This window comes from Amycolatopsis echigonensis (genome assembly GCF_014174495.1).
GTDB classification, from domain to species: Bacteria; Actinomycetota; Actinomycetes; order Mycobacteriales; family Pseudonocardiaceae; genus Amycolatopsis; species Amycolatopsis echigonensis.
Window position 1 is genome coordinate 1 of the sequence record NZ_JACJHR010000047.1, and the last position, 16,289, is coordinate 16,289.

General features: G+C 69.9%; 15 protein-coding genes. 8 read left to right on the plus strand and 7 right to left on the minus strand.

The window, feature by feature from the left end:
• Nucleotides 1-2 precede the first annotated feature (2 nt).
• Entirely contained in the window at nt 3-2,504 is a 2,502-nt protein-coding gene (gene valS, locus H5411_RS28220; protein ID WP_183125579.1) for a valine--tRNA ligase, read from the plus strand.
• Here the strand turns inward: valS and dapF are convergent, their stop codons facing one another.
• A complete protein-coding gene (gene dapF / locus H5411_RS28225; protein WP_183125580.1) occupies nt 2,505-3,332 on the minus strand; it encodes a diaminopimelate epimerase in 828 nt (275 codons plus the stop codon).
• Nucleotides 3,333-3,341: 9 nt separating this feature from the next.
• Nucleotides 3,342-4,262 (minus strand): tRNA (adenosine(37)-N6)-dimethylallyltransferase MiaA, encoded by a 921-nt coding sequence (gene miaA / locus H5411_RS28230; RefSeq protein WP_183125581.1) that lies wholly within the window; start codon nt 4,260-4,262, stop codon nt 3,342-3,344.
• 225 nt (nt 4,263-4,487) lie between these two features.
• Here miaA and H5411_RS28235 point away from each other — a divergent pair, with 225 nt between their 5' ends.
• A complete protein-coding gene (locus H5411_RS28235) occupies nt 4,488-5,801 on the plus strand; it encodes a DUF349 domain-containing protein (protein WP_101434862.1) in 1,314 nt (437 codons plus the stop codon).
• Between the two features lie 56 nt (nt 5,802-5,857).
• Here the strand turns inward: H5411_RS28235 and H5411_RS28240 are convergent, their stop codons facing one another.
• The gene (locus H5411_RS28240; protein ID WP_101434863.1) at nt 5,858-6,334 is read right to left on the minus strand and encodes an Rv2732c family membrane protein; all 477 of its coding nucleotides are present in this window, start codon (nt 6,332-6,334) and stop codon (nt 5,858-5,860) included.
• Nucleotides 6,331-7,812, minus strand: a complete 1,482-nt coding sequence (gene miaB, locus H5411_RS28245; RefSeq protein ID WP_101434864.1) for a tRNA (N6-isopentenyl adenosine(37)-C2)-methylthiotransferase MiaB — start codon at nt 7,810-7,812, stop codon at nt 6,331-6,333. Before miaB ends, H5411_RS28240 begins: the two co-directional genes overlap by 4 nt.
• A 233-nt stretch (nt 7,813-8,045) precedes the next feature.
• On the opposite strand from miaB, the gene H5411_RS47855 reads away from it, so the two are divergent.
• Nucleotides 8,046-8,765, plus strand: coding sequence for a heparin lyase I family protein (locus tag H5411_RS47855; protein WP_101434865.1), 720 nt, complete (start codon nt 8,046-8,048; stop codon nt 8,763-8,765).
• A gap of 19 nt (nt 8,766-8,784) precedes the next feature.
• On the plus strand, nt 8,785-9,702 hold the full coding sequence (locus H5411_RS28255; protein ID WP_183125582.1) for a TAXI family TRAP transporter solute-binding subunit: 918 nt from the start codon (nt 8,785-8,787) through the stop codon (nt 9,700-9,702).
• Here H5411_RS28255 and H5411_RS28260 read toward each other — a convergent pair.
• Both H5411_RS28260 and H5411_RS28265 read right to left on the minus strand, forming a co-directional pair.
• Complete coding sequence (locus tag H5411_RS28260; RefSeq protein ID WP_101434867.1) at nt 9,699-11,084, minus strand: sensor histidine kinase; 1,386 nt, start codon at nt 11,082-11,084, stop codon at nt 9,699-9,701. The genes H5411_RS28255 and H5411_RS28260 overlap by 4 nt on opposite strands.
• A 3-nt stretch (nt 11,085-11,087) precedes the next feature.
• Complete coding sequence (locus H5411_RS28265; protein WP_101434868.1) at nt 11,088-11,756, minus strand: response regulator transcription factor; 669 nt, start codon at nt 11,754-11,756, stop codon at nt 11,088-11,090.
• Between the two features lie 282 nt (nt 11,757-12,038).
• On the opposite strand from H5411_RS28265, the gene H5411_RS28270 reads away from it, so the two are divergent.
• The 4 genes from H5411_RS28270 to H5411_RS28285 all read left to right on the plus strand — a co-directional run bounded on the left by H5411_RS28270 (nt 12,039) and on the right by H5411_RS28285 (nt 15,403).
• A complete protein-coding gene (locus H5411_RS28270) occupies nt 12,039-12,767 on the plus strand; it encodes an amino acid ABC transporter ATP-binding protein (RefSeq protein WP_183125614.1) in 729 nt (242 codons plus the stop codon).
• A 121-nt stretch (nt 12,768-12,888) separates the two neighbouring features.
• Nucleotides 12,889-13,794, plus strand: coding sequence for a glutamate ABC transporter substrate-binding protein (locus tag H5411_RS28275; RefSeq protein WP_101434870.1), 906 nt, complete (start codon nt 12,889-12,891; stop codon nt 13,792-13,794).
• A gap of 83 nt (nt 13,795-13,877) precedes the next feature.
• On the plus strand, nt 13,878-14,525 hold the full coding sequence (locus H5411_RS28280; protein ID WP_101434871.1) for an amino acid ABC transporter permease: 648 nt from the start codon (nt 13,878-13,880) through the stop codon (nt 14,523-14,525).
• The gene (locus H5411_RS28285) at nt 14,522-15,403 is read left to right on the plus strand and encodes an amino acid ABC transporter permease (protein WP_101434872.1); all 882 of its coding nucleotides are present in this window, start codon (nt 14,522-14,524) and stop codon (nt 15,401-15,403) included. The genes H5411_RS28280 and H5411_RS28285 overlap by 4 nt, the downstream gene beginning before the upstream one ends.
• Before the next feature lie 84 nt (nt 15,404-15,487).
• Here the strand turns inward: H5411_RS28285 and H5411_RS28290 are convergent, their stop codons facing one another.
• A complete protein-coding gene (locus H5411_RS28290; RefSeq protein WP_101434873.1) occupies nt 15,488-15,835 on the minus strand; it encodes a VOC family protein in 348 nt (115 codons plus the stop codon).
• Between the last annotated feature and the right edge of the window lie 454 nt (nt 15,836-16,289).

Below are 16,289 nucleotides of genomic sequence, written 5' to 3' on the forward strand. Positions count from 1 at the left end.
GCATGAACGAGAAGATCCCGCACAAAGCCGACGTCGACGGCCTGACCGCCAAATGGGTACCGGTGTGGGAACGCGAAGGCGTATACCGGTTCGACCGGACGCGCCCGGACGTCTACTCGATCGACACGCCGCCGCTGACCGCGAGCGGTTCGCTGCACATCGGGCACGTCTTCTCCTACACGCACACCGACGTTCTCGCGCGCTACCAACGGATGCGCGGGCGTTCGGTCTTCTACCCGGTCGGCTGGGACGACAACGGCCTGCCCACCGAACGCCGCGTGCAGAACCATTTCGGCGTGCGCTGCGAGCCGTCGCTGCCCTACGACCCGTCCTTCGCCCCGCCGGATCAACCCGGCAAGAACGCGATTCCGGTGTCCCGGCGCAATTTCGTGGAGCTGTGCCGTCAGCTGACCGAAACCGACGAGAAGGTTTTCGAGGAGGTCTGGCGGAGCATCGGGCTTTCGGTGGACTGGACGCTGGCGTACCAGACGATCGACCCGGCGACCACGGAAATCTCGCAGCGCGCGTTCCTGCGCAACCTCGCGCGCGGCGAGGCGTACCAATCCGAAGCCCCGACGCTGTGGGATGTCACCTTCCGCACCGCTGTCGCGCAGGCGGAACTGGAGGACCGGGAACGGCAGGGCGCGTATCACGATCTCGTGTTCACCGCCGACGACGGCGCTGACGTGCTGATCTCGACTACACGGCCCGAGTTGCTGCCCGCGTGCGTCGCGCTCGTCGCGCATCCGGATGACGAGCGCTACCAAGGCCTTTTCGGGAAAACCGTGCGCACACCGGTGTTCGGGGTCGAGGTTCCGGTCCACGCGCATCACTTCGCCGATCCGGAAAAGGGCACCGGCATCGCGATGGTGTGCACCTTCGGCGACACCACCGACGTCACCTGGTGGCGCGCGCTGCGGCTCGAAACGCGTCCGGTGCTGGGCCGCGACGGCCGGTTCCGTTCCGAACCTCCGCACGGCGTCCCGGCGGACACATACAGCGAGCTGGCGGGCAAGACTGTCCACACTGGACGCCAGATCGTGGTGGAGCTCCTGCGGGAGGCGGGCGCGCTGCGCGGCGAGCCGAGGCCGATCACGCATCCGGTCAAGTTCTACGAAAAGGGCGACAAGCCGCTGGAAATCGTCACCAGCCGCCAGTGGTACCTGCGCAACGGCGGCCGCGACGACGCCCTGCGCGCGAAACTGCTGGAGCGCGGCGAGGAGCTGAACTGGGGCCCGCCGCACATGCAGGTCCGTTACCGCAGCTGGGTCGAGGGCCTGACCAGCGACTGGCTGATCAGCCGCCAGCGGTTCTTCGGCGTGCCGATCCCGGTCTGGTACCCGCTGGACGCCGACGGGGAGCCGGACCACGACGCGGTGCTCGTGCCCGACGACGCGAGCCTTCCGGTGGACCCGAGCACCGACGTTCCGCCGGGCTATTCCGAGGAGCAGCGCGGCGTGCCGGGCGGGTTCGTCGCGGAGGCGGACGTGATGGACACCTGGGCGACGTCCTCGCTGACGCCGCAGATCGCCGGTCGCTGGAGCCTCGACGACGACCTGTTCCGCCGCGTGTTCCCGTTCTCGCTGCGGCCGCAGGCGCACGAGATCATCCGCACCTGGCTGTTCTCCACCGCGGTCCGCGCCGAACTGGAGGAAGGCGTGCTGCCGTGGCGGGACGCGGTGATCTCCGGCTGGGTGCTCGACCCGGACCGCAAGAAGATGTCGAAGTCGGTCGGCAACGTCGTCACGCCCGCGGATCTGCTGGAGCGGCACGGTTCCGACGCGGTGCGCTATTGGGCGGCAAGCGCGCGGCCCGGCGTGGACACGGCGGTCGACGAAGGCCAGATGAAGGTCGGGCGACGGCTGGCGACGAAGCTGTTGAACGTGAGTCGGTTCGTCCTCGGCCTCGGGACTCCGAAACCGGATTCGGTCGCCACGAAGCCGCTGGACCGGTCCGTGCTCGCCGCGCTGGCGAACGTGCTCGAAGAGGCGACAGCCGCGTTCGAAGCGCTCGACCAGGCGCGTGCGTTGCAGGTCACGGAGACGTTCTTCTGGACGTTCTGCGACGACTACGTGGAACTGGTGAAGGGCCGCGCGTACGGCGATCTCGGGGCGGAGGCAGCTGAATCGGCGCAGGTGGCACTGCGGACGGTGCTGTCGGCGCTGGTGCGGATGTTCGCGCCGGTGCTGCCGTTCGCCACTGAAGAGATCTGGTCGTGGTGGCAGGAAGGTTCCGTGCACCAGGCGTCCTGGCCGACCGCGCCCGCCGGCGACGGGGACGTCACGTTGCTGCCGCTGGCCGGTTCCGTGATCGCCGCGGTGCGCCGGGCCAAGACCGACGCGAAGGTGTCCATGCGGACCGCCGTCGAGACGCTGTCGGTCACCGCTCCGGCGGATGTGCTCGAAGGCTTCGCCGGAGTCGCCGAGGACGTGCGGATCGCCGGGGTGGTCAACACCGTGGCCACCCAGGAGGGCGAACTCTCGGTGGCGGTGACGATCAGCTGATCACGCGCCCGCGGCGAGCCACCAGGCTTCGTCCAGCTCGCCGCGGGCCACGATCTCGGCCGGTCCGGTCAGCGTGGATTCGCCGCGCCCGACCGTCACCGACACCCGGCCGCCCGGGATGTCCACTGTGGACTCGCCGGTGTCCTTGCCTGCGAGGTGCAGCGCCGCAGCCACGGCGGCGACCGTGCCGGTGCCGCAGGCGCGCGTCTCCCCCACGCCGCGTTCGTGGACGCGCATCCGCAGCGCGCCCTCGCCGAGCACGTTGACGAACTCCAGGTTGACGCCGGCCGGGAAGAAGTCGTGGTCGAAATCGGGCTGCTCGCGCAGGTCGAGACCGGCGATGTCGGTGTCGGTGACCGACACCAGGTGCGGGTTGCCGACGTTCACCGCGACCCCGGAGAACGGCTGCCCGGCCACCACGGTGACCGAGGTGCCGGTGATCGCCGCCGGGCCCATCTGGACGGTGACGGAACGGTCCGGGTGCACGACGACCGGCCGATCCCCCGCGCGGGTGCCGATGACGAACTCGCCGCCCTCGGCCAGTCCGGCGTCGACCAGGTAGCGCGCGAAAACGCGGGTGCCGTTGCCGCACATCTCGGCGATCGAGCCGTCGGCGTTGCGGTAGTCCATGAACCACTCGCCGGCCGACTCTTCGCCGATCGCCTTCGCCCGGACGACGCGCAGCACGCCGTCCGCGCCGAGGCCCCGCTGCCGGTCGCACAGCGCGGCGACCCGCTCCGCCGTGAGGTCCAGGCGGCCGGCCGCGTCAGGCAGCAGCACAAAGTCGTTCTGCGTGCCGTGGCCCTTGAGGAATTCGATGCCGCCCATGCGTCCAGGCTACTGGTCGAGCGCGGCGAGGACCCGCGCGGCCAGGTCCGCCGATCCGCCGTCGAACCACTGGATCCGCTTGTCCCGCCGGAACCACGAACGCTGCCGCCGCACGAACCGCCGGGTGGCCTGCGCGGTCGCCGCGGCAGCTGCCGCGAAGTCGCCTTCGCCGTCCAGTTCGGCCAGCACCTGCTGGTAGCCGAGCGCTCGCGAAGCGGTTTTCCCCTCCCGCAACCCGCGGTCGAGCAACGCGCGCACCTCGTCCACGAGACCGGCCTCGAACATCCGCTCCACCCGCAGGTCGACGCGCTGGTCCAGCTCGGCGATCTCGCGGTCGATCCCGATCAGCACCGTGTCCCAGCGCGCCGGACCCGGTTTCGGCAGGTTCGCGGAGAACGGTTCGCCGGTGATCTCGATGACCTCCAGCGCGCGCACGATGCGCCGGGTGTTCGTGGGGAGGATCGCCGCCGCGGCGACCGGGTCGCGCTCCCCCAGGCGGGTGTAGAGCGCGGCGGTGCCGAGTTCGGCGGCCTCCTCGTCGAGCCGCGCGCGCACCGCGGGGTCGGTGCCGGGGAAACGGAGGTCGTCCAGCACCGCTTGCACGTACAGCCCCGAACCGCCGGTCAGCACCGGAACCCGGCCCGCGTCGAGAATCCGCTCGATCGTGCCGCGGGCGTCACGCTGATAGGCGGCGACCGACGCGGTTTCGGTCACGTCGAGTACGTCCAGCAGGTGGTGCGGGACCCCTCGCCGTTCCTCGACGGTCGCCTTGGCGGTGCCGATGTCCATGCCCCGGTAGAGCTGGAGCGCGTCGGCGTTCACCACCTCGCCGTCCAGCGCCAGCGCGAGTTCGACCGCGAGCGCGGTCTTCCCGGTGGCGGTGGGGCCGACGACGGCCACCGGACGAGGCCGTTGAGCTGGGCTGATCACGCCGGAGAACGCTACCCGGCCGGGGCGGGACGCGGGCACGGAGCGTCAAGGAGAAGTAGGATCAACGCTTTCAGGCGGCTCACCCAGTACCACGGCGCGCGCTGAGCTGCTTGAATGCCGCTGGGGCCCCATGCCCCCGGCAGAGCACGACAACAGCGCAACCCGGCCCCGCTCCCGCGGCGGGGCGCCCGCAGCAGCGGGCGTACAGGCGATAAGGAGCCTGCGATGGCCCAGGAGAACACGTCCCCCGGCACCCCGGCACCGCACCCGGTGCCGCACGCGCAGGGAGCCGGCCATGCCGCGCCTCCGGTGCCGCCCGCCGAGCCCAGCCCCGCCACCTGGGGCCGGGTCGACGAGGAAGGCACCGTTTACGTCTTCACCGCCGACGGCGAACGCGAGGTCGGGGTCTGGCAGGCCGGGACGCCCGAGGAAGGGCTGCTGCACTACGCGCGCCGCTTCGACGACGTGCGCACCGAGGTGGAACTGCTCGAAACGCGGCTGAAGTCCGGAGCGGGCGATCCGAAGCACGCGCTCTCGAGCGCCACCCAGATCCGCGACGGGCTCGGCGAGGCGGCCGTGGTCGGCGACCTGAAAGCGCTCGCCGCGCGGCTCGACTACGTGATCGGAGTGGCGGAGAAGGCGCTGGTCAACGTCAAGCACGAACGCGAGGAAGCCCGGGCCGCGGCCGTGGCGCGCAAGCAGGCGCTGGCCGACGAGGCGGAGAAGATCGCCGCCGAGTCCACCCAGTGGAAAGCCGCGGGCGACCGGCTGCGCGCGATCCTCGACGAGTGGAAGACGGTCAAGGGCGTCGACCGCAAGACCGACGACGAGCTGTGGAAGCGCTTCTCGAAGGCCCGCGAGGCGTTCAACCGCCGCCGCGGCTCGCACTTCGCCGAACTGGACAAGCAGCGGGCGAGTGCGAAGCAGCGCAAGGAAGAGCTGATCGCCGAGGCCGAGGCGCTGTCCGACTCCGACGACTGGGGCGCCACCGCGGGCCGGTACAAGGAGCTGATGGCCGAGTGGAAGGCCGCCGGGCGCGCTCCGAAGGACAGCGACGAGGCGTTGTGGCAGCGGTTCCGCGCCGCGCAGGACGCGTTCTTCGCCCGCCGCTCGGCGGTGTTCTCCGAGCGCGACGCGGAGTTCGCCGGCAACGCCCAGCGCAAGGAAGAACTGCTGGTCGAGGCCGAGAAGATCGACGTCGCGGCGAACCTCGAAGCGGCCAAGGCGGCGCTGCGCAAGATCCAGGAGCAGTGGGACGAGATCGGCAAGGTCCCGCGCGAACGCATCCGCGAACTCGACGGGCGGCTCAAGGCGGTGCAGGACGCGGTGAAGTCGGCCGAGGACAGCCGCTGGCGCCGCACCGACCCGGAGGCGCAGGCGCGCGCCGCGCAGTTCCGGGAGCGGGTCGAGCAGTTCGAATCGCAGGCCGCCAAGGCCCGGGCCGCCGGGGACGAGCGGCGGGCGAAGAAGGCCGAGGAGCAGGCCGCCCAGTGGCGGGAGTGGATGGAGGCCGCGGAAGCCGCGGTCGCCGATCGCTGATCCTGAGCGCGCGAAGGGCCGGTACCCGCGGGTGCCGGCCCTTTGCGTTGCCTGGTTCAGTTACGCGAGAACGCCGTGCGCATCCACAGCGTCGCCAGGACGATCGTCGCGATCCACGCCACGATCATGCCGATGCCCGGGCCGTCTCCGGCCGCTCCGCTGGCGTGCGCGGACTGCTGCGACCAGATCGCCAGCAGGCCGTCGACCGAGGCGAACCAGCCGCCCGCGGCGCAGCACCACGCGACCCACCAGCGGCGGGACACCAGCGCGACCGCGCCGATGAACAAGCCGACGCCGGTGGACGTCACGGCGAACAGCTGCGGGACCCCGCCCGCCTGGCCGGCCAGCGTTTCCCAGCCCGCGCGGCCCTGGGCCCACGGCAGGAGCTGGGCCACGAGCAGCACGAACATCAGCACCGAGATGGTGAACCCGCGCCTGCCCAGCTCCACCGTGCGCGCGGCGAGGCGGCCCGCGTCGTCGATCTCTTCGCTCAGCCGGCGATCGACCTCGGCCGGCGTCCCCGGTTCGCTCATCCTGCACACCCACTCACCGGGGCCGGCTGCGCCGCCGGGGCTCCGAAGCCCGGCAGTCCCAGGGTGACCCCGCTCGTCTTGGGCCGAAGACCGGCTTCGGCGTTGTCGCCCGCTCGCGTGCGGCGATGCGTCAGGAGGTCGCCGTCGGCGACCAGGTGGTGCGGCGCGCCGTAGCTGATCACCGTCTCCACGACGTCGCCCGGCCGGACCGAGCGGTCGACGGCCGATCCGGTCGGCGTGAAGTGCACCAGGCGTCCGTCGCGGGCGCGGCCGCTCATCCGGTGCGTCTCCGCGTCCTTGCGCCCCTCGCCCGCGGCGACCAGCAGCTCGACCCGGCGGCCGACCAGCTTGCGGTTCTCTTCCCAGGAGATCTCGTTCTGCAGCTCGACCAGCCGGTCGTAGCGCTCCTGCACGACCTCCTTCGGCAACTGGCCGTCCATCTCCGCGGCGGGAGTGCCGGGGCGCTTCGAGTACTGGAAGGTGAACGCGCTGGAGAACCGCGCGGCGCGGACGACATCGAGCGTCGCCTGGAAGTCTTCCTCGGTCTCGCCGGGGAAACCGACGATGATGTCGGTGGTGATGGCGGCGTCCGGCATCGCGGCGCGCACCTCGTCGAGGATGTTCAGGAACCGCGCGGACCGGTACGACCGGCGCATCTCGCGCAGCACGCGGTCCGAACCGGACTGCAGCGGCATGTGCAGCTGGTGGCAGACGTTCGGCGTCTCGGCCATCGCGTCGATCACGTCCGAGGTGAACGCGGCCGGATGCGGCGAGGTGAACCGCACGCGCTCCAGCCCCTCGATCCCCCCGGTGGCGCGCAGCAGCTTGCCGAACGCGAGCCGGTCGCCGAACTCGACGCCGTAGGAGTTCACGTTCTGGCCCAGCAGGGTCACCTCGAGCACGCCCTCGGCGACCAGCGCCTCGACCTCGGCGAGGATCTCGCCGGGACGGCGGTCGCGCTCCTTGCCGCGCAGCGACGGCACGATGCAGAACGTGCAGGTGTTGTTGCAGCCGACCGAAACCGACACCCAGCTCGCGTAGGACGATTCGCGGCGCGCGGGCAGCGTGGACGGGAACGTCTCGAGTGATTCGAGGATCTCGACCTCGGCCTCGGCGTTGTGCCGCGCGCGCTCCAGCAGCGCCGGCAGCGAGCCGATGTTGTGCGTCCCGAAGACGACGTCGACCCACGGCGCCCGCTTGACGATGTCGCCGCGGTCCTTCTGCGCGAGACAGCCGCCGACGGCGATCTGCATGTCCGGATTGGCGACCTTGTCCGGGCGGAGGTGCCCGAGGGTGCCGTAGAGCTTGTTGTCCGCGTTCTCCCGCACGGCGCAGGTGTTGAACACGACCAGATCCGGCTTCGCCTGCCCCGCGGCGGGGACGTAGCCGGCTTCCTCGAGCTGCCCGGCGAGCCGTTCGGAGTCGTGCACGTTCATCTGGCAGCCGAACGTGCGGATCTGGTACGTTTTCGCGTTCATCGTGCTCCAGCGTAAACCCCGGGGCCCGCGCCTGGCCCGGCACCCGCCCGCCCGGGCGTTATCGGACGGACGCCAGCACAATTCCGCTAATCGGGAAATGTGCCGTTGACCGGGAACGGAAATGCGCCGAAACGGCCATCGGAGAACAATTTCCGCTATTGTTTCCCGCACCGTTCCGAAGATAAGATCATCGCCATTGTTCCGAATCGGACCGCCGCCGCTATGGAGGAAAAGTGCGCAAGGTTTTCGCCTGTTCGGCGGCTGCTGTCGCGAGCACGCTCGTCGTCGCCGCGATCGCGGCCGCCCCGGTCGGCGCGGCTCCGGCCCCGGCTCCCCGGTCGGTCACCTGGTCGGCCGACCCCGCCGCCGGCGTCGGCGCGTTCACCTCGATCCAGTGCGCCGACGGCCACTTCAAAACCGCGAAAGACGCCGCGAAGGGCAAGGTGTGGGTCGCCGAGCAGCTCGCGAACGAGGAGCGCTGCGAGGCGGTCGGCCCGGACCTCTCCGCGGGCAAGACCTTTTACCTCGGCTGGTCGTCGAAGTACCGCATCACCGACTCCACCAGCCGCTACGTGTTCCAGCTGAAATGCAGCCCGAGCACCGGCACCGCGAACCATCCGATCGTCCTCGAGGTGATCGGCGGCAAGCTCCGGCTCGAGGACTGGACGACCGACCACACGAGCGTCACCCTCTGGGACACGCCGATCTCGAACGACCAGTGGCACGACATCGCCTTCCGGATCTCGACCGACCGCACCAAGGGCACGATCCAGTTCTGGTTCGACGGCAAACGGCAGACGTTCTCCGACGGGTCCACCACCTACACCGGCACCACGATCGACGGGACCCGCAACTACCTGAAGTGGGGCGTCTACCACCAGGCCGACCAGACGGCGACGCAGTGGCTCAGCAAGATCCGGATGGGCGGCAGCCTGGCCGACGTCACCGGCTGACCTCTGGCACCATCGCCCCATGCGATGGAGGCTTGGGGCGATGCTGGCAGTGCTCACGGTGCTGCTGAGCGGGTGCGGGCCGAGCTTCGCGAACCTGCACCTGCGCGTCGCCGCCGGGTCGGTGGGCGGCGTGTACCACGACCTCGCCGTGCCGCTGGCTTCGGCGTGGGCGGGCGAACTCGGCATCGAGACGCCCGAGGTGCTCGCCACCCAGGGCTCGCGCGACAACCTCAACCGAGTGCTTTCCGGGAGCGCGGACGTCGCGTTCGTCGCCGCTGACCTGGCCGCGGACGCGGCGGCCGCGCACCCCAGCAAGCTCGCCGCGCTGGCCCGCATCCACGACGACTACCTGCACATCGTCGTCCGCAAGGACTCGCCCTACACCTCGGTGCCGATGCTGCGCGGCCGCCACATCGCGGTCGGGTCGCCGGAGTCCGGCGTCGAGTACATCGCGGACCGGGTGCTGCAGGTCGCCGGGCTGAGAAGCGCGGTCGCGGTCAACCAGCTGAGCCTCGAGGATTCGCTCTCCGCGCTGGCCGACCGCAAGATCGACGCGATGTTCTGGTCCGGCGGGCTGCCGACGCCGCTCATCACCGAGTACAACCGCAAGGTCGGCCTGCGGCTGCTCGACATGTCCGCGCTGATGCCGGGCATGCAGCGGTTCAGCCCGGTATACGGCACCGCGACCATCCCCGGCAGCACGTACGACCAGCCCGGTCCGGTCACGACGCTGGTGGTGCCGAACTTCCTGGTCGTGCCCACCTCGATGTCCGCGGACGTCGCCGAAGCGCTCACGAAGGGCCTCTACGACGCCCGACCGCAGCTCGCGGCGGTCAACCGGGCGGCGCTGTCGATCGACGTGCATCCGGGCATCGAGACCGGGCCGCTGCCGTTGCATCCCGGCGCGCTGGCGTATTACCGCGCGGAGAAGGTCTAGCCCGCGACCGGGAAGTCCATCGCGACCCGCAGCCCGCCGCCGTCGGGAAGGGAAAGCCGGATCTCGCCGCCGGAATGCCGGACGATCTCGGTCACGATCGCCAGCCCCAGCCCCGATCCGGGCACGTTCTGGTGCGCCGTGCTCCGCCAGAACCGGTCGACGGCCCGCTCCAGTTCGTCCTCGCGCAACCCGGGGCCGTGGTCGCGGACCGAGACCTTCACGCGGTCCTCGACCACGCTCGCGGCCACCTCGACGGAAGTACCGGAAGGGCTGAACTTGAGCGCGTTGTCCAGCAGAGCGTCGAGTACGACCTCCAGCCCGCGCGGAGGCACGAGCACACGCGCGCCGTTGACGTCCACGTTGCTTTCCAACGAGACCTCGCGGGCCGCCCCGACCACCGACCAGTCGGCCACGCGATCGGCGATCACCTCGGCGAGGTCTTCGGAAACCAGCTCTCCTCCCGCGGCTTCCGCACGGGCCATGGACAGCAGCTCGTCGAGGATCTGGTTCAGCCGTTTGGCATCCACCTGCGCCGCTTCGAGATCGGCCGCCGCGGTTTCGTCGGTCACCTGGCCGTCGAGATTGCCCAGCCGGATCTTCAACGCCGTCAACGGATTGCGCAGCTGATGCGAGGCGTCCGCGACGAACGCGCGCTGCGCGGCCAGCGCCTCCGACACGCTGGCCGCCATCCGGTCGAACGACCGCCCCAGCTGCCGCAGCTCCGGCGGGCCGCCGCTCTCCCCCACCGGCTCCGCTTCCCGGCCGCTGACCACGGACGCGACCAGCGCGCCCGTCGCCTCGTCCAGCCGCCGGACCGGGCGCAGCGTCCAGCGCACCACCGGCAGCGCGACGAGCAGCGCGAGCCCGAACGCGACCAGCGCGCACGCGGCCAGCAGCAGCCATTGCCACATCAACTGGGTGCGGACGTGGTCGGTCGCGGACTCCGTCACCACCGCGCCGCGCACCTCGCCGTCGATGAGGATCGGCTCGGCCAGCACCAGCGGTTTCGTCGCCCACGGCATCAGCAACGGCCCCGCCTCGGGCGGCCGGGCGGCGAGCGCCTCGTTCACCGGCACCTGGATCGCGGCCCGGTCCACGGCGCCGCTCACCGAACTCAGCACCGGGTCGCCGTCCTGGTTCACCACGACCACCTTCACGCCGTACACCTCGGTGTACCTGCGCAGTTCAGGTTCCAGCAGGCCGAGATGGTTGTCGAGCAGCGGACGCTGGGCGAGCGAGGCGAACCGCGAGGTGTCGGTGAGCCGGTCGAGGAAGAGCTTCTGCTGGAGGCTGCCCGCGATGCTCAGCGCGAGCGGGATGCCGAGCCCGAACACGAGCAGCGCGACGAGCGTGACGACGATGCCCTGCAGCCGGACGCGCACCGGTCAGTCCCGTCCGCTGCCCAGCCGGTAGCCCACGCCGCGAACCGTCTCGATCAGCGCCGGACGGCCGAGCTTGGTGCGCAGGGTGGCGACGTGCACGTCCAGCGAACGGCTCTCCGCCGCGCCGCGGTGCCCCCACACCTCGTTCAGCACCTGCTCGCGCGAGCACACCGCGCCGCCCGCCGCCGCGACCAGCGCGAGCACCTGGAACTCCTTGCGGGACAACGCGATCGGCTCGCCCGCGACGAGCACCTCGTGCCGGGCGAGGTCGATCCGGACGTCGCCGACCTCGACCACCGGGACCGCGGGCGCGGCCCGTTCGCCGCGCCGCCGCCGCACCGCTTCGACGCGCGCGAGCAGTTCCTCCACGTCGTACGGCTTGACCAGGTAGTCGTCGGCGCCGGCGCGCAGGCCGTGCACCCGGTCGTTCACCTCGCCGCGCGCGGACACGACGATCACCGCGACGTCGCTGACCGCCCGGATCTGCCGGCAGAGCACCACGCCGTCGACGTCGGGAAGACCCAGGTCGAGGAGGATCACGTCGACGTCGTGGACCCGGTCGAGCACCCCGGCCCCGGACGGCAGCCGCTGCATGGTGAGGCCCCGGCGGACCAGTGCGGGCACGAGCGCCCCGGCGACCCGGTCGTCGTCTTCCACCAGCAGCACGCGCACGCTTCAGCCTCCCCGGTGATCCAGACCACGGTAGCCGGAACTCTAAGGCGCCACGCCTCGCGGACACGGTGCGTGGCGGCGGCCACAGTCCCGACTAGGCTGAACGCCGCCACGACGGCCGCATCCGATACGTAGTTGAAACCCTAAGTATTGCTCAAGCCGTCTTTACAAGAGATGTCCCGGTAGTAGGTTTCCGCAAGCGTTGCGGAACCCCGGTTCCGCGGACGCCGGACGACCAACGGAGCTCTGGAGGCCACGATGACCACCGAGGTGGCGACGCCCATGATCAAGGCGGCCGCCGTGAACAAGTACTTCGGCGACCTGCACGTGCTGCGCGAGATCACCCTCGAGGTGCCGCGAGGCCAGGTCGTCGTCGTGCTCGGGCCGTCCGGGTCGGGCAAGTCGACGCTGTGCCGCGCGATCAACCGCCTCGAGCCGATCAACTCCGGCGAGATCGCCGTGGACGGCGTGCCGCTGCCCGCCGAGGGCAAGGCGCTCGCCGCGCTGCGCGCCGACGTCGGCATGGTCTTCCAGCAGTTCAACCTGTTCGCGCACAAGACGATCCTCGAGAACGTCATGCTCGCGCCGATGAAGGTGCGCAAGACGGCGCAGGCCGAGGCCCGCAAGACCGCGATGGAACTGCTCGAGCGCGTCGGCATCGCGAACCAGGCCGACAAGTACCCGGCCCAGCTGTCCGGCGGCCAGCAGCAGCGCGTGGCGATCGCCCGCGCGCTCGCGATGAAGCCCAAGGTGATGCTGTTCGACGAGCCGACCTCGGCGCTGGACCCGGAAATGGTCCAGGAGGTGCTCGACGTGATGACCGGGCTGGCGAAGGACGGCATGACCATGCTGGTGGTCACGCACGAGATGGGCTTCGCCCGCCGCGCCGCCGACCGCGTGATCTTCATGTCCGACGGCGAGATCGTCGAGGACACGACGCCGGAGGAGTTCTTCACCAAGCCGAAATCCGACCGCGCCAAGGACTTCCTGGGCAAGATCCTGACCCACTGACACGTTCGGGGGAATCCCCCGGCGCCCCGCGTCCGGGGTGGCTGTAATCGGCCCGTACCCGGACCGGTACCGACGTTTCCCGGACAGATGTTTCCCGGACAGATATTGGAGAGAGACTGACATGAGGATCCGCACCCTCACGGCCGCCCTGCTCGCCGGCGGGCTGCTGCTCACGGCCTGCGGCAAGGAAGGCACCCCGGCCGGTTCCGGCGGGGACTCCAACGCCAGCACCGGCCCGCTGCCGACCTACGACGTGGCCAAGGACGTCAAGCTCGACGGCTCGCCGGTGTTCGCGAAGATGAAGTCCGCGGGCACGATCACCATCGGCGTCAAGGACGACCAGCCCGAGCTGGGCCAGAAGGACCCGAAGACCGGCAAGTTCCAGGGCTTCGACATCGAGATCGCCCGGATGGTCGCGGCGGGCCTCGGCTTCAGCGAGGACAAGATCAAGTACACGACGGTCGACTCGGCCGCGCGCGAGCAGGCCATCTCCAACGGCCAGGTCGACCTCTACGTCGGCACCTACACCATCAGCGACAAGCGCAAGAAGCTCGTGTCGTTCGCCGGCCCGTACTTCCAGGCCGGGCAGGACCTGCTGGTGCGCAAGGACGACAACTCGATCACCGGGCCGGAGACGCTGAAGGGCAAGAAGGTCTGCTCGGTCACCGGGTCGACCCCGATCCAGCGCGTGCGCGAGCAGAAGCTGACCGACCAGATCGTCGAGTTCCAGAAGTACTCGCAGTGCGTGGAGAAGCTGACCACGAAGGACGTCGACGCGGTCACCACCGACGACGCGATCCTGAAGGGCTACGCCGCGCAGGACCCGGACAGCTTCAAGGTCGTGGGCAAGCCGTTCTCGAAGGAGCCCTACGGCATCGGCCTGAACAAGGACGACAAGGTGCTGCGCGACAAGATCGACGACCTGCTGCAGGCCGCCGAGTCCAACGGCACCTGGAAGAAGATCTACGACGCCACCCTCGGCAAGTCGGGCGCGCCCGCGACGCCGCCGGCCATCGAGCGGTACTGACCTGATCCGGCGGCCGGTGGGCGAAGCTTTCGCCCACCGGCCGCCGTACACCCACCATCGGCACACGGACGCGGGAAGGCTCCATGGACGTCCTGCTCGACAATCTGGACCTCTTCGGTCCGTTCTTTCTCACCACGATCGAACTGTTCCTGATCGCGGGGGCCTGCAGCCTGGTGCTGGGCACCATCCTCGCGATGCTGCGGGTGAGCCCGGTCCCGCTGCTGCGCGCGATCGGCACGACGTACGTGACCATCCTGCGCAACACGCCGCTGACCCTGGTGTTCGCGTTCCTCGTGTTCGCCTACCCGCTGCTCGACATCGTCAAGATCGACTACTTCCCGACCGCCGCGGTGGCGCTGACGATCTACACGTCGGCCTTCATCTGCGAGGTCGTGCGCTCCGGCATCAACACGGTGCCGATCGGCCAGGCCGAAGCGGGCCGCGCGCTGGGCCTGTCGTCCGGGCAGATCCTCGGCGGCATCGTCCTCCCCCAGGCACTGCGGTCAGTGGTGCCGCCGCTCGTCAGCATGCTCATCGCGCTGCTGAAGAACACGACGATCGCCAGCGGGTTCTCGGTCGCGGAGGCCGGCGCGATCCGGCAGTACGTGTCCGAGCGCGGCGACAACCAGATGGTCGCGCTGCTGTGGGTGGCGCTCGGCTTCATCATCCTCGTGTCGGTGCTGTCGCTGGTGCAGCGCAGCCTGGAGAAGCGCTGGAGCGTGTCCCGATGAGCACGGTTCTTTTCGACACGCCGGGCCCGAAAGCGCGGGTGCGGCACCGGATCTACGCCGGGCTCGGCATCATCGTCGTGGCGGCGCTGATCGCGTTCGTGATCTACCGCTTCGTGGACAGCGGCCAGTTCTCCGCCCGCAAGTGGGAATGGCTGCAGTACTCTCAGGTGCAAAGCGACCTCGCGAACGCCGTGCTGGCGACCGTGAAGGCCTTCGCGTTCGGCGCGGTGCTGGCCATCGTGTTCGGTGCGGTGTTCGCCGCCGGACGACTGTCCGAGCACGCGTGGGTGCGCGGGATCTGCACGTTCGTCGTGGAGTTCTTCCGCGCGATCCCGCTGCTGATCCTGATGTTCCTGTTCTACTACGGCCTCCCGACCCTCGGCGTCGACACGTCGCCGCTGTTCGCGGTGGTGCTCGGCCTGACGCTGTACAACGGCTCGGTGCTGGCGGAGGTGTTCCGCGCGGGCATCCTGGCCCTGCCCAAGGGCCAGAGCGAAGCCGCGTACGCGCTCGGCATGCGCAAGACCCAGGTGATGTTCACGGTCCTGCTGCCGCAGGCGCTGCGCGCGATGCTGCCGACGATCATCAGCCAGCTGGTGGTGCTGCTCAAGGACACCGCGCTCGGCTTCCTGGTGACGTACCCGGAGCTCCTGTACTACGCCCGCTACATCGGCAGCCAGGGTGCTTTCGGCCGCCCGATCGTCCCGTCGACCCTCGTGGCCGCCGCGATCTACATCGCGATGTGCCTGCTGCTGACCGCGCTCGCGACGTACCTGGAACGCCGCAACCGCCGCAGCAAGAAGCACATCGACACGGACGACGGCGCCAAGCAGGCGGCGCTCGACGCCGGGGCTGGCGTGTCCACCGGTCTTGCCTGACGGTTCGTTCTTTTCCCTGAAGCCCCTGGCGCTGCTTTTTTCGCGGCGCTGGGGGCTTCTTGGTTCTCCGGGGTTCCTCGTGGGTCAGCCGTGCGCGACGGGATGACGCGGCTGGTAGAGCGGGAGCAGACTGCCGCTGGGCAAGCGGATCGAGACTCGCGTGCCCCACGACGCTGTCGTCGCCTCACCGTCCACTTCGGCACCCTTTTCGGTCAGCTGCCGGACGGTCTCGTCGAGGTCGTCGCACATCAGGTAGAACTCCTGCCGTGGTGCTCCGCCGGTCGGATGGACGGCGAGTTCCGTTGGGGGCAAACGGAAAATGAGCCAGCCGTCGCCTGCGTCGATGTGTCCTAGCGCCATGACGTCGCGCAGGAACTCTCGGTCTGCCGCTGCGTCTTTGCTGTAGAGGATCACGTGGGCACCGGTGATCATTGGGACTGTCCTTTCGGGAAGTTCTTTCAGGGCAACGGGAATCGCCTCGCTGGGATCGAGCCGATCGAGTGATGCCGATCGGTTGTGGGTGCTGCTAACGTTGATTTCATTGAAGTAAGTACATCTCCGGTGATGTGAGCCCGCGAGCCTTCTCGCTGCGGCCGTCGCGGTTTCCTTTCTCTCCCAGTGCGGTGGCCAGCGCACTGGTCAGCTTGTTCTCGCCTGCGCGCGGCAGGATCGACGCCGCCAGAACAAGGAACCGTCGCCGCCGCATCGCACGGAGGGCAGCCGCTCGGCCGTGCTGTGGCTGACTGGCGCATGCCCTGCGTCCGCCATCACTGACCAGGCCCGCCATCGCTGGCCAAGTGCGCCGCCGCTGACCAAGGCTGCCACCGCTGCCCCAAGGAGGAAGAGACCTGCCGCATATGCCCGTCCGCCACCCCGCCGGGATCGG

Bases quoted from the DNA above. Each gene is read 5' to 3' on its own strand.
- H5411_RS28240 (WP_101434863.1), bottom strand. From the start codon at position 6,334: ATGAGCGAACCGGGGACGCCGGCCGAGGTCGATCGCCGGCTGAGCGAA.
- H5411_RS28255 (WP_183125582.1), top strand. From the start codon at position 8,785: ATGCGATGGAGGCTTGGGGCGATGCTGGCAGTGCTCACGGTGCTGCTG.
- dapF (WP_183125580.1), bottom strand. From the start codon at position 3,332: ATGGGCGGCATCGAATTCCTCAAGGGCCACGGCACGCAGAACGACTTT.
- H5411_RS28290 (WP_101434873.1), bottom strand. From the start codon at position 15,835: ATGATCACCGGTGCCCACGTGATCCTCTACAGCAAAGACGCAGCGGCA.
- H5411_RS28285 (WP_101434872.1), top strand. From the start codon at position 14,522: ATGAGCACGGTTCTTTTCGACACGCCGGGCCCGAAAGCGCGGGTGCGG.
- H5411_RS28280 (WP_101434871.1), top strand. From the start codon at position 13,878: ATGGACGTCCTGCTCGACAATCTGGACCTCTTCGGTCCGTTCTTTCTC.
- H5411_RS28275 (WP_101434870.1), top strand. From the start codon at position 12,889: ATGAGGATCCGCACCCTCACGGCCGCCCTGCTCGCCGGCGGGCTGCTG.
- H5411_RS28270 (WP_183125614.1), top strand. From the start codon at position 12,039: ATGATCAAGGCGGCCGCCGTGAACAAGTACTTCGGCGACCTGCACGTG.
- H5411_RS28235 (WP_101434862.1), top strand. From the start codon at position 4,488: ATGGCCCAGGAGAACACGTCCCCCGGCACCCCGGCACCGCACCCGGTG.
- valS (WP_183125579.1), top strand. From the start codon at position 3: ATGAACGAGAAGATCCCGCACAAAGCCGACGTCGACGGCCTGACCGCC.
- miaB (WP_101434864.1), bottom strand. From the start codon at position 7,812: ATGAACGCGAAAACGTACCAGATCCGCACGTTCGGCTGCCAGATGAAC.